The organism is Streptomyces thermolilacinus SPC6 (assembly GCF_000478605.2).
GTDB lineage: Bacteria > Actinomycetota > Actinomycetes > Streptomycetales > Streptomycetaceae > Streptomyces > Streptomyces thermolilacinus.
In genome coordinates, this window is record NZ_ASHX02000001.1 from 5,031,379 (window position 1) to 5,046,217 (window position 14,839).

General features: G+C 68.1%; 10 protein-coding genes and 1 tRNA gene. 8 read left to right on the forward strand and 3 right to left on the reverse strand.

Annotated elements, in window-relative coordinates; genetic code table 11:
• Positions 1–132 precede the first annotated feature (132 nt).
• On the forward strand, positions 133–1,560 hold the full coding sequence (gene pyk / locus J116_RS21755; protein WP_023589196.1) for a pyruvate kinase: 1,428 nt from the start codon (positions 133–135) through the stop codon (positions 1,558–1,560).
• Between the two features lie 616 nt (positions 1,561–2,176).
• Here the strand turns inward: pyk and J116_RS21760 are convergent.
• Positions 2,177–2,249 (reverse strand) — tRNA-Leu (locus tag J116_RS21760).
• A 101-nt stretch (positions 2,250–2,350) separates the two neighbouring features.
• On the opposite strand from J116_RS21760, the gene J116_RS21765 reads away from it, so the two are divergent.
• The 6 genes from J116_RS21765 to J116_RS21790 all read left to right on the forward strand — a co-directional run bounded on the left by J116_RS21765 (position 2,351) and on the right by J116_RS21790 (position 9,031).
• A complete protein-coding gene (locus tag J116_RS21765; RefSeq protein WP_023589198.1) occupies positions 2,351–3,004 on the forward strand; it encodes an ANTAR domain-containing response regulator in 654 nt (217 codons plus the stop codon).
• Positions 3,005–3,451: 447 nt separating this feature from the next.
• On the forward strand, positions 3,452–4,609 hold the full coding sequence (locus J116_RS21770; RefSeq protein ID WP_023589199.1) for a branched-chain amino acid ABC transporter substrate-binding protein: 1,158 nt from the start codon (positions 3,452–3,454) through the stop codon (positions 4,607–4,609).
• Between the two features lie 177 nt (positions 4,610–4,786).
• The gene (locus tag J116_RS21775) at positions 4,787–5,710 is read left to right on the forward strand and encodes a branched-chain amino acid ABC transporter permease (RefSeq protein ID WP_023589200.1); all 924 of its coding nucleotides are present in this window, start codon (positions 4,787–4,789) and stop codon (positions 5,708–5,710) included.
• Positions 5,707–7,077 (forward strand): branched-chain amino acid ABC transporter permease, encoded by a 1,371-nt coding sequence (locus tag J116_RS21780; RefSeq protein ID WP_023589201.1) that lies wholly within the window; start codon positions 5,707–5,709, stop codon positions 7,075–7,077. Before J116_RS21775 ends, J116_RS21780 begins: the two co-directional genes overlap by 4 nt.
• A complete protein-coding gene (locus J116_RS31290) occupies positions 7,077–8,267 on the forward strand; it encodes an ABC transporter ATP-binding protein (protein ID WP_023589202.1) in 1,191 nt (396 codons plus the stop codon). The genes J116_RS21780 and J116_RS31290 overlap by 1 nt, the downstream gene beginning before the upstream one ends.
• A gap of 74 nt (positions 8,268–8,341) precedes the next feature.
• On the forward strand, positions 8,342–9,031 hold the full coding sequence (locus tag J116_RS21790) for an ABC transporter ATP-binding protein (RefSeq protein WP_099048254.1): 690 nt from the start codon (positions 8,342–8,344) through the stop codon (positions 9,029–9,031).
• Positions 9,032–9,098: 67 nt separating this feature from the next.
• Here the strand turns inward: J116_RS21790 and J116_RS21795 are convergent, their stop codons facing one another.
• Both J116_RS21795 and J116_RS21800 read right to left on the reverse strand, forming a co-directional pair.
• Positions 9,099–9,587 carry a PaaI family thioesterase gene (locus J116_RS21795; RefSeq protein ID WP_023589204.1) on the reverse strand — a complete coding sequence of 163 codons (489 nt, stop codon included), beginning with the start codon at positions 9,585–9,587 and terminating at the stop codon, positions 9,099–9,101.
• A gap of 71 nt (positions 9,588–9,658) precedes the next feature.
• Positions 9,659–11,941, reverse strand: coding sequence for an FdhF/YdeP family oxidoreductase (locus tag J116_RS21800; RefSeq protein WP_023589205.1), 2,283 nt, complete (start codon positions 11,939–11,941; stop codon positions 9,659–9,661).
• A 121-nt stretch (positions 11,942–12,062) separates the two neighbouring features.
• On the opposite strand from J116_RS21800, the gene polA reads away from it, so the two are divergent.
• Entirely contained in the window at positions 12,063–14,774 is a 2,712-nt protein-coding gene (gene polA, locus J116_RS21805) for a DNA polymerase I (protein WP_023589206.1), read from the forward strand.
• Positions 14,775–14,839: the final 65 nt, after the last annotated feature.

Below are 14,839 nucleotides of genomic sequence, written 5' to 3' on the forward strand. Positions count from 1 at the left end.
CACCCACCCAAACCGCTCATCAGAGCAACCCGCCGCACACTTAAACTCTTGTCAACAACAAGTCACCAAAGGGAGGTTGACCCTTCACCCACACCCAAAGCTCTACCCACCGGTAAGCCATAGGCTCGCACCATGCGCCGAGCCAGAATCGTCTGCACACTAGGCCCAGCCACCCACAGCTACGACCAGATCAAAGCCCTCACCGAAGCCGGAATGGACGTAGCCCGACTCAACCTCAGCCACGGCACCCACACCGAACACGAAGAACGCTACGCACACGTCCGCAAAGCCGCCGAAGAAACCGGCCGCACCATCGGAATCCTCGCCGACCTTCAAGGCCCGAAGATCAGACTCGGCACCTTCCACGAAGGTCCCGTACTCCTCGAACGCGGCGACCGCTTCACCCTCACCACCCAGCCCACCCAAGGCGACCGTCACCACTGCGGCACCACCCACCACAACCTCCCCAACGACGTCACCCCCGGCGAACGCATCCTCCTCGACGACGGCCGCGTCACCCTCCAGGTCATCACCATCGACGGCCCCCACGTCCACACCAACGTCCTCGAAGGCGGCCTCGTCTCCGACCACAAAGGCCTCAACCTCCCCGGCGTCGCCGTCTCCGTCCCCGCCCTCTCCGACAAAGACGAAAACGACCTCCGCTGGGCCCTCCGCACCGGCGCCGACATCATCGCCCTCTCCTTCGTCCGCACCGGCCAGGACATCAAAGACGTCCACCGCATCATGGACGAAGAAGGCCGCCGCATCCCCGTCCTCGCCAAAATCGAAAAACCCCAAGCCGTCCACAACATCGACGACATCGTCGCCGCCTTCGACGGCATCATGATCGCCCGCGGCGACCTCGGCGTCGAAATGCCCCTCGAACACGTCCCCATCGTCCAGAAGCGCGCCATCAAGCTCGCCAAACGAAACGCCAAGCCCGTCATCGTCGCCACCCAGATGCTCGACTCCATGATCGACAACAGCCGACCCACCCGAGCCGAAGCCAGCGACGTCGCCAACGCCGTCATCGACGGCACCGACGCCGTCATGCTCTCCGGCGAAACCAGCGTCGGCCGCCACCCCGTCGAAACCGTCCGCACCATGAGCCGCATCATCGCCGCCGCCGAGGAAGACCTCCTCGCAGGCGGCCTCCGACCCCTCACCGAACACGGCAAACCCCGCACCCAAGGCGGCGCCGTCGCCCGCGCGGCCGCCGAAATCGGCGACTTCCTCGACGCCAGATACCTCGTCGCCTTCACCCAGTCCGGCGACACCGTCCGCCGCCTCAGCCGCTACCGCTCACCCATCCCCCTCCTCGCCTTCACCCCCGACCCCGCCACCCGCGCCCAGCTCGGCCTCACCTGGGGCGTCGAGGCGTTCCTCGGTCCGCACGTCGACTCGACCGACGCGATGGTGGCCCAAGTGGACGAGCACCTCCTGAAGATCGGCCGCTGCCGCCCCGGCGACACGGTCGTCATCACCGCCGGCTCCCCGCCCGGCGTCCCCGGCACCACCAACATGGTCCGCGTCCACCACATCGGCGACGCCGTCCGCTGACCCTCAGTACTTCGCTCCGACATAGGCGTCCATCAAACAGACGGACGCCTTCCGGGCGACGGAGACGGTATCTGCCCTGGTGTACGTCCACGAGACTCCCAGGGCGTCGAGACCTTCATCTCCTGGCAGCCGGTCCGCTGGGCGCGGGTGACCTGCCGGTCAGGCCATAGGGCTCGCATCGCCGTCGCATGCCTCGACAAGACCGGGCCACGTGTCCGTGCACCAGACGGACAGGCTGGGTATGCGCATCGCGGGACTGCGCGCCATGTGCCCGTCGCCGAGGCACAAGCCCAGGAGATAGAGGAACGCTGCTCCGTCGATCACCCCGTTGGTGCACCGCGGGCAGCCGGTCGTGGGCTCGTACGGCTCGGTCCGTTTCCGCCGGTCCTCGCTGCGCCACCAGCCAACCGTTCCGGGGGAACGCCGAGGCGCCGTGCTACCACGTGGTTGGGGACTCCGCCGCGCAGCATCACCAGTGCGCGATTACGCGACCGCATGTCGTACATGCGACCGAAACTGGGTGTGCGGCTTTCCATGGGGGCGGGAGAACGCCGAATTTAGTGCCATCGGGCGACCAGTGCCACTCAAATTCGTGACCATGGAACCTTTGGAAAAGTACCCCGGGTGGGATTCGAACCCACGCTGGATGGTGTTTGAGACCATTGCCTCTACCGCTGGGCTACCGGGGCATCCTTCGAAACGAAGGTCACGAGGGACCCTTGTGATTCCTACCTTACAGGAGCTAGGTAGGCTCATGGGGAGCTGTATCTGCACCCAACGAGGAGCCTCCGTGACCGCGCCCGAGTCGCCCCAGCCTGTCGCCGACGACGCCCAGTCGCACGTCCCGCCGCTGACGACCCGCGTCGTCATCGCCGAGGACGAGGCTCTCATCCGCCTCGACCTCAAGGAGATGCTCGAGGAGGAGGGGTACACCGTCGTCGGTGAGGCGGGCGATGGCCGCCGGGCCGTCGAGCTGGCCCGTGAGCACCGGCCCGACCTGGTGATCCTGGACGTGAAGATGCCCGTTCTCGACGGGATCTCCGCCGCGGAGCAGATCGCCGGTGAGTCGATCGCCCCGGTGCTGATGCTGACCGCGTTCTCGCAGCGTGAGCTGGTGGAGCGGGCGCGGGACGCGGGTGCGATGGCGTATCTGGTGAAGCCGTTCAGCAAGAGTGATGTGGTTCCGGCGATCGAGATGGCGGTGTCGCGGTTCGCGGAGCTGCGGGCGTTGGAGAAGGAGGTCGCGGACCTCGCGCAGCGTCTGGAGACGCGGAAGCTGGTGGACCGGGCGAAGAGTGTGCTGCAGACCCAGTACGGATTGTCGGAGCCGGCGGCGTTCCGGTGGATTCAGAAGACGTCGATGGACCGGCGGATGTCGATGCAGCAGGTGGCCGAGGCGGTCATCGAGGACGCCGAGGAGAAGAAGGCCGCGAAGGGTCAGTGATCGGGGCCCTTTAGGGGGCTGTGGCCAGCGTCGCGGGCGCGGCGTGTGGGTCGTGTGCGGTTTGTGTGGTTGTGGGGTGTGCCCTCGGCTCGGTGTTCGGTCTCCTGACAGGGGGCTGGATGTCGGGTCGGGGGCTTTGTTGTGTGTGGGGGCGTGGGCAAATGTGTGGGGGGCGTGGTGGGGGCGGGGGTGGGTTTGGGGGTGTCGGGGGTGCTTGTGAAGATCGTGTGTGTGTCGGTGGGTTGTCCGCTGGGCGGTAAGGAGTGTTCTGTTTCCGGCGCATGACCCAGGTCACAGGGCGATCACACATCGCTCGGTCACCTATCCGACGACCCGAACAGACGATTACATTCCCCGCACACCGCACGGACTGGCGGTGTCATGTGGGGAAGTTGTTCGAACTTCCTGCCTACACAAGATCGTTCGGGCGGCTCCAGGGAGTGCGTTGTGCTGAACAAATCCATCGTCAGGCTGGCGGTTCCGCTGGTTGTCGGTGCTCTTGCGTTGACCGGTTGCGGCGACTCGGGTGCTGATGGCGACACGATCAAGATCGCGTTCCAGGGGCCGCTGTCGGGTGACAACGTGGCTCTGGGCGAGAACGAGCAGAACGGTGTGAAGCTGGCGATCGACCAGGCGAACGCCAAGGGTGATCTGGGCTTCAAGCTGGAGTACGTGGCGTCGGACGACCAGGGTCTGCCGGACAAGGCGACGGCGGCTGCGCAGAAGGTCATCGACGACGAGAGCGTTGTCGCGGTGGTGGGTCCGGCGTTCTCTGGTGCGACGAACACGGCTTCGCCGCTGTACGCGGAGGCTGGTCTGGTGACGGTGTCGCCTTCGGCGACGAACCCGACCCTGACGGACCCGAAGAACAACTTCACGAGCCTGCTGCGCGGTGTGCCGAACGACAGCATGCAGGGTGCCGGTATGGCGACCTACTACGCCAAGAAGCTGAAGGCGAAGAAGGTCTACCTGATCGATGACAAGACGGACTACGGCGCGGGTCTGGCGGGTGTCGCGGAGAAGGGTCTGAAGGCCGCGGGCATCGAGGTCGTGCGCAAGTCGGTTCCGCAGAAGACGCCGGACTACAGCGCGACGGCGAAGGATGTCGTCAACTCGAAGGCCGATGCGCTGATCTACGCGGGTTACTACCAGGATGCGGCGCCGTTCGCGAAGAAGCTGAAGGAGGCCGGCTACAAGGGCGCGGCCATCTCCGGTGACGGTACGAATGACGGGAAGTTCATCGAGCTGGCGGGTGCCGCGTCGGAGGGCTGGTTCCTGACGTGCCCGTGCACGGACGCGACGGTGGAGGCGGGTACGAAGCAGTTCGCCGCCGACTACCAGAAGGCGTTCAACCGGGCGCCGGGTACGTACTCGGCGGAGTCGTACGACATCACCAACATGATCATCGAGCAGATCAAGGCGGCCAAGGGCAAGGTGGACCGCGAGGGTCTGCGGGACGCCCTGAAGAAGGCCACCTACAAGGGTCTGACGAAGACGTTCTCGTTCGACGAGAACGGTGAGTTCAAGGGTACGGACGTGTACCTGTACCAGGTGAAGGACGGCAAGATCGCCTACCAGGGCAACATCAACCAGCTGGCCGGCTGAGTCCGCGGCTGAAGGCCAGGTGATCGGGGGTCGGGAGGCGCTGGTCTTCCGGCCCCCGTCTGGTATCGGGGCGCCCTGGGTGGTTCCCCTCCTTGTTCGATCCGCTTGTTCCGCCGCGGGCCGCAGTAGCGCTATGAGCGCCCGGTTCCGCCCGGTTCCCACAAGGAAGTCTCTTCCATGTCCCTTCAGGAATTCTGGGACTATCTCGTCCTAGGTGTGATGCTCGGCTCGTTGTATGCCGTCATCGCCATTGGTTACACGCTGGTGTACGGCGTTCTCCAGTTGATCAACTTCGCGCACAGCGAGGTGTTCATGCTGGGCGCGTACGGCAGCCTCATCGTTCTTCAGCTTCTCGACCCGGGTGACAGCCCTTCGGCGCTGGCGTCGATCGGGTTCGTCGCCATGGCCATGGCCGGTTCGGCCTTGTTCGGTGGTGTGACGGCGTACGGGTTGGAGAAGGTGGCGTACCGGCCGTTGCGCCGGCGGGGCGCTCCTCGGCTGATCTTCCTTATCACGGCGATCGGTGCGTCGTTCTTCCTGTACAACCTGGCGGGGAAGCTGTTCGGGCGTGACCCGTTGACGCTGCCGGACATGTACGAGAACCGTGATGTGTTCAGCGTTTTCGGTGCGGGTGTGAACATCACGCAGATGCTTCAGTTCCTCACGGCCGTGGTGATGATGGTCGGTCTCGACCTGGTGGTGAACCGGACGAAGCTCGGCAAGGGTATTCGGGCGGTGGCGCAGGACGCCGAGGTGGCGTCGCTGATGGGTGTGGACATCGACCGGGTGATCTCCCGGACGTTTGTGATCGGTGGTGTGCTCGGTGGTGTGGCCGGGTTCTTGTTCGCGAACTTGAACCAGGTGTCGTACACGATGGGCTTCATTCCGGGTATCACGGCGTTCGCGGCGGCTGTGGTGGGTGGTATCGGCAACATCCGTGGTGCGATGGCGGGTGGTGTGCTGATCGGTGTCGTGGAGACGATGACGGTGCCGTTGCTCGGTGACGAGTGGCGGAGTGTGTCCGCGATGGTGGTTCTGATTCTGGTGCTGATGTTCCGTCCGATGGGCATCCTCGGTAAGCAAGTGGGGAGGGCGGCATGAGCGCGGTGGAGTCTTCCATGAAGGATGTGGCGTCCGCGGCGAGCAGGCTGCGTCGTACGGCCTGGTATCAGCAGCCTCGGTTCACGCGGTTGTGGGCGATGCTGGCGCTGGGTGTGCTGCTGGCGTTGGTGACGGGTGAGCAGGGCACGACGCGGGACATCTTCTTCTCGATCAAGGGGTCGTTGACGGGGGCGAACCTGTGGGTGTGCCTGGCGTTGACCGTGGGTGTGTGGGCGTTGCGCGAGTTCGCGGCGTCGCCGATCAAGGGCGCGGTGGAGCTGGCGAAGTCGGCTGTGGCGGGTCCTGGTGGTGCGGTCCGTGACCGGGTGCAGGCGGATGCGCGGTTGCGCTGGGGGCTGATCGGGCTGGCGTTGGTGCTGGCTCTGGTGGTGCCTTCGACGTTGCCGCGGATGTGGCAGACGGTGCTGGTGGACCAGATCGCGATCTTCGCGTTGCTGGCGATCGGTCTGAATGTGGTGATCGGCTGGGCCGGTCTGCTGGATTTGGGGTTCTTCGCGTTCTTCGCGGTGGGTGCCTATTCGACGGCCTTCTGGACGGGGCGTCTGCCGATCGCGCCGCCGGTGGAGCTGAATCCTTTCTGGGTGATCCCGATCGCGGTGGTGACGTGTCTGATCACGGGTGTGCTGCTGGGTGCGCCGACGCTGCGGTTGCGGGGTGACTATCTGGCGATCGTGACGCTGGGCTTCCACGAGATCATCTATCTGGTGGCGAAGAACGCGGACGGGCTGACGGGTGGTCCGCAGGGTGCGCGGCTGATTCCGGACTTCTCGTTCGATTTCGCCGGTATCGAGTACAAGTGGTCGATCGATCCGCTGCCGTACTGGTATCTGCTGGTGTTCTTCATCGTGCTGGTGATCGTGCTGTTCTCGCGGCTGGAGCACTCGCGGGTGGGCCGGGCGTGGACGGCGATCCGTGAGGACGAGATCGCGGCGGCCGCGAATGGTGTGGACACGGTGCGGTTCAAGCTGATGGCGTTCGCGATCGGCGCTTCGACGTCGGGTGTGGCCGGGGTGATCTTCACCAGTAAGTACGGCTACATCAATCCCGAGGTGTTCCCGCTGCTCCAGTCGATTCTGATCCTGGCGTATGTGATCTTCGGTGGGATGGGTTCGATCCCGGGTGTGCTGCTGGGTGCTGCCGCGCTGGTGTGGCTGCCGGAGGCGCTGAAGGACTATGTGGACCCGTCGGACCGGTATCTGTACCTGGGTGCGCTGCTTGTGATCATGATGATTTACCGGCCTCAGGGCATCTGGCCTTCGCGTCGTCGTCAGCGTGAGCTGAAGATGGCGGAGGAGGGCCTCGGTGACGCGGACGCGATGTCCGAGCCGGCGGGAGGCAAGGCCTGATGAGCACTGATGTGACGAGTGCGGCCACCGAGGAGCTGGTGCTCCGGGTGACTGATGTGACGCTGCGGTTCGGCGGGTTGACGGTTCTCGACAAGGTGAACATGTCGATGCGCCGGGGCGAGGTGCTCGCGGTGATCGGCCCGAACGGTGCGGGGAAGACGTCGTTCTTCAACTCGCTGACGGGTGCGTACACGCCGCAGGAGGGGAAGATCGCGTTCCTGCCGAAGGGCGGGGGTGAGAAGTCCCTGCTGGGGAGCAAGCCGCATCTGGTGAACCGGGCCGGGGTGGCGCGTACGTTCCAGAACATCCGGTTGTTCTCGGCGCTGACGGCGCTGGAGAACGTGAAGATCGCGGCGGAGACGCGGCTGAAGGCCGGTCCGGTGTCGATCATGCTGGGTCTGCCGAGTGCGCGGCGTGCGGAGCGGGAGAGCGACGAGCGGGCGCATCGGCTGCTGAGGTTCGTGGGCCTGGAGGACAAGCTCAACGAGATCGCCGGCAGCCTGAGCTATGGCGATCAGCGGAGCCTGGAGATCGCGCGGGCGCTGGCGACGGACCCGCAGGTGCTGTTGCTGGACGAACCGGCGGCGGGGACGAACCCGACGGAGAAGCTGGAGCTGGAGCAGCTGATCCGGCGGATCAACTCGGAGCTGGGTGTGAGCGTGCTGCTGATCGAGCACGACATGCGTCTGGTGATGTCGGTCGCGGACCGGGTGATGGTGCTGAACTTCGGCAAGAAGATCGCCGAGGGTACGCCGAGTGAGGTGCAGCAGCATCCGGCGGTCATCGAGGCGTACCTGGGTACGTCGGCGGAGGACGCGGAGGCGGTCCGGCACGCGGTCGAGGACGCGGCGGAGGCGGGTGCCGAAGCGGGGTCGGGTGAGACCGAGGGGCCGTCCGGCGAGGGCGACACCGAGGCGTCCGCCGCTACGGAGGCCGAGGAGCCGTCCCGTACGGGCGAATCCGAAGCGGACGGCACCGGCGCGGACGCGGACGAGCCGTCCCGTACGGACGAGACCGACGGGGACGGAACCGGCGCGGAGGAATCCGAGGCGGAGGAATCCGAGGCGGAGGAATCCCGCGCGGGCGAGTCCGGCGCGGGCGCCGACGGTGAGGCGGACGTGCCCAAAGGTGCCAAGGGGTCGGGCGGCGCCGGCCGTGCGGCGCGGAACGACGAGGAGAGCGGCCAGTGAGCACGACGGCACAGCTGCGGAAGGGCTCCGGCGACGCCGGGACCCCGGACGTCCCGCTGCTCGAACTGAAGGGCATGCGGGTGTTCTACGGCGCCATCGAGGCGCTGAAGGGCATCGACCTGACGGTCGGCAAGGGGGAGATCGTCGCGCTGCTCGGCGGTAACGGCGCGGGGAAGACGACGACGCTGCGTACGGTGTCCGGGATGCTCCAGCCGCGCTACGGCGAGGTGCTGTTGCGGGGCGAGCGGATCGACGGCATCAAGTCGCACGAGCTGGTCCGGTTCGGCATCGGGCATGTGCCCGAGGGCCGGCGGGTCTTCGCGACGATGACGGTGCTGGAGAACCTGGAGATGGGCGCCTACAAGTTCGCGTCGGTGGATTCCGGTGACCTTGACCGGGTGTTCACCCTGTTCCCGCGTCTCGCGGAGCGGCGTTCGCAGCAGGCGGGCACGCTGTCGGGCGGTGAGCAGCAGATGCTGGCGATCGGTCGTGCGCTGATGGGCCGGCCGGAGCTGCTGTTGCTGGACGAGCCGTCGATGGGGCTGGCGCCGCTGATCGTGGAGCAGATCTTCGAGATCATCAAGGAGATCAACGAGCAGGGCACGACGGTGCTGCTGGTGGAGCAGAACGCCACGCAGGCGCTGGGCCTGGCGAACCGGGGCTATGTCCTGGAGACGGGCTCGGTGGCGATGTCCGGTCCTGCCCAGGAGCTGCTGGCGGACGGGCGGATCCGGGCGGCGTACCTCGGTGAGGGCGCGGCCTGATCGTCGGCCTGTGCACGGCTGGAGGGCGCCGGGTTCCCGTGGTGGGGGCCCGGCGCTCTCTCGTGTGTCAGGAGGTGGCGGGGATGTTCGCGGCGTCGGTGGGGGTGGCGTCGCGGAGCATGCAGGTGAGGCGTGCGGTGCAGACGCGCTTGTCCTGCTCGTCGGTGATGACGATTTCGTAGGTGGCGGTGGAGCGGCCGCGGTGGACGGGGGTGGCGGTGCCGGTGATGAGGCCGGAGCGTACGCCGCGGTGGTGGGTGCAGTTGAGGTCGACGCCGACCGCGATCTTCTTGGAGCCGCCGTGGAGCATGGCGCCGACGGAGCCGAGGGTTTCGGCGAGTACGGCGGAGGCGCCGCCGTGGAGGAGGCCGTAGGGCTGGGTGTTGCCTTCGACGGGGAGCGTGCCGACGACGCGGTCGGCGGCGGCTTCGAGGATCTGCAGGCCCATGCGGTTGCCGAGGTGGCCGGCGGAGAAGAGGGCGGGCAGGTCCACGCCGAGTGCGGCGTACTCGTCGATGACCTCTTGCGGGAACTTGGTTGCGGTCTGCTCGCCCATGGGGCCGGAACTCCGTTCGTCGTCGTACGGCTGTCCTGCTGCTGCCGGTGGTGCTGCTGCTGAGCGAACGCTCAGTCGGCCGGTGATTGTTCCAGACGGACGATGACGGACTTGCTGGCGGGGGTGTTGCTGACGTCGGCGGTGGCGTCGAGGGGGACCAGGACGTTCGTCTCGGGGTAGTAGGCGGCGGCGCAGCCCCGGGCGGTGGGGTAGTGGACGACGCGGAAGCGGGGGGCGCGGCGTTCGACGCCGTCGGTCCATTCGCTGACGAGGTCGGCGTACGAGCCGTCGGCGAGGCCGTGTGCACGGGCGTCGTCGGGGTGGACGAGGACGACGCGGCGGCCGCCCTTGATGCCGCGGTAGCGGTCGTCGAGGCCGTAGACGGTGGTGTTGTACTGGTCGTGGGAGCGCAGGGTCTGCAGGAGCAGGCGGCCTTCGGGGACCCGGGGGTATTCGACGGGGGCGGCGGTGAAGTTGGCCTTGCCGGTGGCGGTGGGGAAGCGTCGTTCGTCGCGGGGGGCGTGGGGGAGGGCGAATCCGCCGGGGTTGGCGGCGAGGCGGGCGTTGAAGTCCTCGAAGCCGGGCACTACGCGCGCGATGCGGTCGCGGATGGTGGCGTAGTCGTTCTCGAACCGCTCCCAGGGGGTGGTGGAGGCGGGGCCGAGGACGGCGCGGGCCATGCGGGCGACGATGGCGGGTTCGGACAGCAGGTGGGGGCTTGCGGGGGGCAGGTTGCCGCGGGAGGCGTGGACGAGGCCCATGGAGTCCTCGACGGTGACGAACTGGCGGCCGGACGCCTGGATGTCGCGGTCGGTGCGGCCGAGGGTGGGGAGGATCAGCGCGCGGGTGCCGGTGACGGCGTGGGAGCGGTTGAGCTTGGTGGAGACGTGGACGGTGAGGCGTGCGCGGCGCATGGCGGCTTCGGTGACGTGGGTGTCGGGGGTGGCGGCGACGAAGTTGCCGCCCATGGCGAAGAAGACCTTCGCCTTGCCGTCGCGCAGTGCCTGGATGGAGCGGACCACGTCGTAGCCGTGGTGGCGGGGCGAGGTGATGCCGAATTCCTTGTCGAGGGCGTCGAGGAACGCGTCGGAGGGGCGTTCGAAGATGCCCATGGTGCGGTCGCCCTGGACGTTGGAGTGGCCGCGGACGGGGCAGACGCCGGCGCCGGGGCGGCCGATGGCGCCGCGCAGCAGGAGGAGGTTGACGACCTCGCGGATGGTGGGGACGGAGTGCTTGTGCTGGGTGAGGCCCATGGCCCAGCAGACGATGGTGCGGCGCGAGGCGAGGATCATGCGCAGGGCGCGTTCGATCTCGTCGCGGGTGAGGCCGGTCGCGGTGAGCGTCTCGTCCCAGTCGGCGGCGCGGGCGGTGGCGGCGAACTCCTCGAAGCCGTGGGTGTGGGTGCGCACGAACTCCTCGTCGACGGCGCCGTCGGTGTCGAGGATCAGCTTGTTGAGGAGGCGGAAGAGGGCCTGGTCGCCGCCGATGCGGATCTGGAGGAACAGGTCGGTGAGGGCGGCGCCCTTCAGCAGGCCCTTGGGGGTCTGCGGATTCTTGAACCGTTCCAGTCCGGCTTCGGGCAGCGGGTTGACGGAGATGATGCGGGCGCCGGCCGCCTTGGCCTTCTCCAGCGCGCTGAGCATGCGGGGGTGGTTGGTGCCCGGGTTCTGTCCGGCGACGATGATCAGGTCGGCCTGGTGGAGGTCGTCGAGGGAGACGCTGCCCTTGCCGACGCCGAGGGTTTCGGTGAGGGCGGAGCCGGACGACTCGTGGCACATGTTGGAGCAGTCGGGCAGGTTGTTCGTGCCGTATTCGCGCGCGAAGAGCTGGAGGAGGAACGCCGCCTCGTTGCTGGTGCGGCCGGAGGTGTAGAACAGCGCCTCGTCGGGGGAGTCGAGCGCGGTGAGTTCCTCGGCGATGATCGCGAAGGCCCGTTCCCAGGTGATCGGCTCGTACCGGTCGCCGCCTTCGGGGAGGTACACGGGGTGGGTGATGCGGCCCTGCTGGCCGAGCCAGTATCCGCTGCGGGTGGCGAGGTCGGACAGCGGGTGGGCGGCGAAGAACTCGGGGGTGACGCGGCGCAGCGTGGCCTCTTCGGCGACGGCTTTGGCGCCGTTCTCGCAGAATTCGGCGAGGTGCCGTTTGTCGCCTTCGGGCCAGGCGCAGCCGGGGCAGTCGAAGCCGTCCTTCTGGTTGACCTTGAGGAGGGTGCGGGCGGTGCGGGCCACGCCCATCTGGGCGTGGGAGGCGCGCAGGCCGTGGACGACGCCGGGCAGGCCGGCGGCGGAGTGCTGTGCGGCCGACACCTCGGGGGCGTCCTGGACGGGGTCCCCCGCGGGCGGTTTGATGGCCATGGCGCACTCCCTCGTCTCGCCGTACGTGTGTCCACGTGTTCCCTTCCGATCCTGTCATGAGGGGGCGGCGGGATGTGAGGGCCGTCCGTGGTTGTCAGTGGGGCGTGGCAGGATCGTGTGCGTGGCTGAGACAGCATCGAAGAAGACCGCACAAGACCGTCCGCGCCTGCTCCTCATGGACGGGCACTCTCTGGCGTACCGGGCGTTCTTCGCGCTGCCCGCGGAGAATTTCACGACATCGAGCGGGCAGACGACCAATGCCGTGTACGGCTTCGCGTCGATGTTGGCGAACACGCTGCGTGACGAGGCGCCGACGCATTTCGCGGTGGCGTTCGACGTGTCCCGCAAGACGTGGCGCTCCCAGGACTTCCCGGAGTACAAGGCGAACCGTTCGGCGACGCCCGACGAGTTCAAGGGGCAGGTGGAGCTGATCGGCGAGCTGCTGGACACGATGAACGCGGTCCGGTTCGCCGTGGAGGGCTTCGAGGCGGACGACATCATCGCGACGCTGGCCACGCAGGCGGAGGCGGCCGGGTTCGAGGTGCTGATCGTCACGGGCGACCGGGACTCGTTCCAGCTGGTGTCGGACCATGTGACGGTGCTGTACCCGACGAAGGGCGTCTCGGAGCTGACGCGGTTCACGCCGGAGAAGGTGCGGGAGAAGTACGGGCTGTCGCCGAGCCAGTACCCGGACTTCGCGGCGCTGCGCGGCGACCCGTCGGACAACCTGCCGGGCATTCCCGGGGTCGGTGAGAAGACGGCCACGAAGTGGATCAACCAGTTCGGTTCGTTCCAGGAGCTGGTGGAGCGGGCCGACGAGGTGAAGGGCAAGGTCGGGCAGGCGCTGCGCGACCACCTGGAGTCGGTGAAGCTGAACCGGCACCTGACGGAGCTGGTGCGGGACGTGGAGCTGCCGAAGGCGGTCGCGGAGCTGGAGCGCGCCCCGTACGACCGGGCGGCGCTGAAGGGCTTCCTGGAGGTCCTGGAGATCCGTAACCCGAGCCTGCGCGAGCGGCTGCTGGCCGTGGACCCGGGCGCGGTCGAGGAGGAGGCGCCCGCCCCGGCTGCCGGGGTGGAGCTGGACGGCGCGGTGCTGGGCGCGGGTGAGCTGGCGCCTTGGCTCGAGCGGCACGGGGCGGGGCCGCTGGGCATGGCGACGGTGGACAGCTGGGCGCTGGGTGTCGGCAGCGTCGCCGAGGTGGCTCTGGCGGCGGCGGACGGCGCGGCGTGCTGGTTCGACCCGTCGCAGCTGGACGAGGCCGACGAGCGGGCGTTCGCCGCGTGGATCGCGGACCCGGCCCGGCCGAAGGTCCTGCACAACGCGAAGGCCGCCATGCGGGTCCTCCCCGAGCACGGCTGGAGTGTCGCCGGGGTCACCATGGACACGGCGCTCGCCGCGTACCTGGTGAAGCCGGGCCGCCGCTCCTTCGCGCTGGACGCCCTGGCCGTCGAGTACCTGGGCCGGGAGCTGGCCCCGCCGTCCGCCGCCGACGGGCAGCTGGCGTTCGGCGCGGACGACACGGCGGAGGCCGACGCGCTGATGACGCAGGCCCGCGCGGTCCTCGACCTGGGCGAGGCGTTCACGGCGCGCCTGGAGGAGGTCGGCGCGACACGGCTGCTGCACGAGGTGGAGCTGCCGACGTCCGAGCTGCTCGCCCGGATGGAGCGGCACGGCATCGCCGCGGACCGGCCGCACCTGGAGGCGATGGAGCAGCAGTTCGCCGGGGCGGTGCAGCAGGCCGTGAAGGAGGCGCACGCCTCGGTCGGCCACGAGTTCAACCTCGGGTCGCCCAAGCAGCTCCAGGAGGTGCTGTTCGGTGAGCTGAACCTGCCGAAGACGAAGAAGACGAAGACCGGGTACACGACGGACGCGGACGCGCTGGCGTGGCTGGCCGCGCAGACCGAGCACGAGCTGCCCGTGATCATGCTGCGCCACCGGGAGCAGGCCAAGCTCCGTGTCACGGTGGAGGGCCTGATCAAGACGGTCGCCGGAGACGGCCGGATCCACACGACGTTCAACCAGACGGTCGCCGCGACGGGCCGCCTGTCGTCCACGGACCCGAACCTCCAGAACATCCCGGTCCGCACGGACGAGGGCCGCGCCATCCGCCGGGGCTTCGTCGTCGGTGAGGGCTTCGACGCCCTGATGACCGCCGACTACAGCCAGATCGAGCTGCGCGTCATGGCGCACCTGTCGGAGGACGAGGGTCTCATCGAGGCGTTCACCTCCGGCGAGGACCTGCACACGACGGTCGCGTCCCAGGTGTTCGGCGTGGACAAGTCTGCGGTGGACGCCGAGATGCGCCGCAAGATCAAGGCGATGTCGTACGGGCTGGCGTACGGGCTGTCCGCGTTCGGCCTGTCGCAGCAGCTGAACATCGAGGCGGCCGAGGCGCGCGCCCTGATGGACACGTACTTCGAGCGGTTCGGCGGTGTGCGGGACTATCTGCGCCGGGTCGTGGACGAGGCCCGCGCCACCGGGTACACGGAGACGATGCTCGGCCGCCGTCGCTACCTGCCCGACCTGAACAGCGACAACCGGCAGCGCCGCGAGATGGCCGAGCGGATGGCGCTCAACGCCCCGATCCAGGGCACGGCCGCCGACATCGTGAAGGTCGCCATGCTCAACGTGGACCGGGCGCTGACCGAGGCCGGGCTGTCGTCGCGGATGCTGCTCCAGGTGCACGACGAGATCGTGCTGGAGCTCGCGCCGGGGGAGCGGGAGCGGGTCGAGGAGATCGTGCGCCGCGAGATGGCGTCGGCGGTCGAGCTGCGGGCGCCGCTGGACGTGTCCGTGGGCGTCGGCCCCGACTGGGAGTCCGCCGCGCACTGACGGCCGGAGGGCACGGGGGAGGGCGGTGGGGCCGTACGGAGGTCGTGCCGCCCTCGCCCGTACCG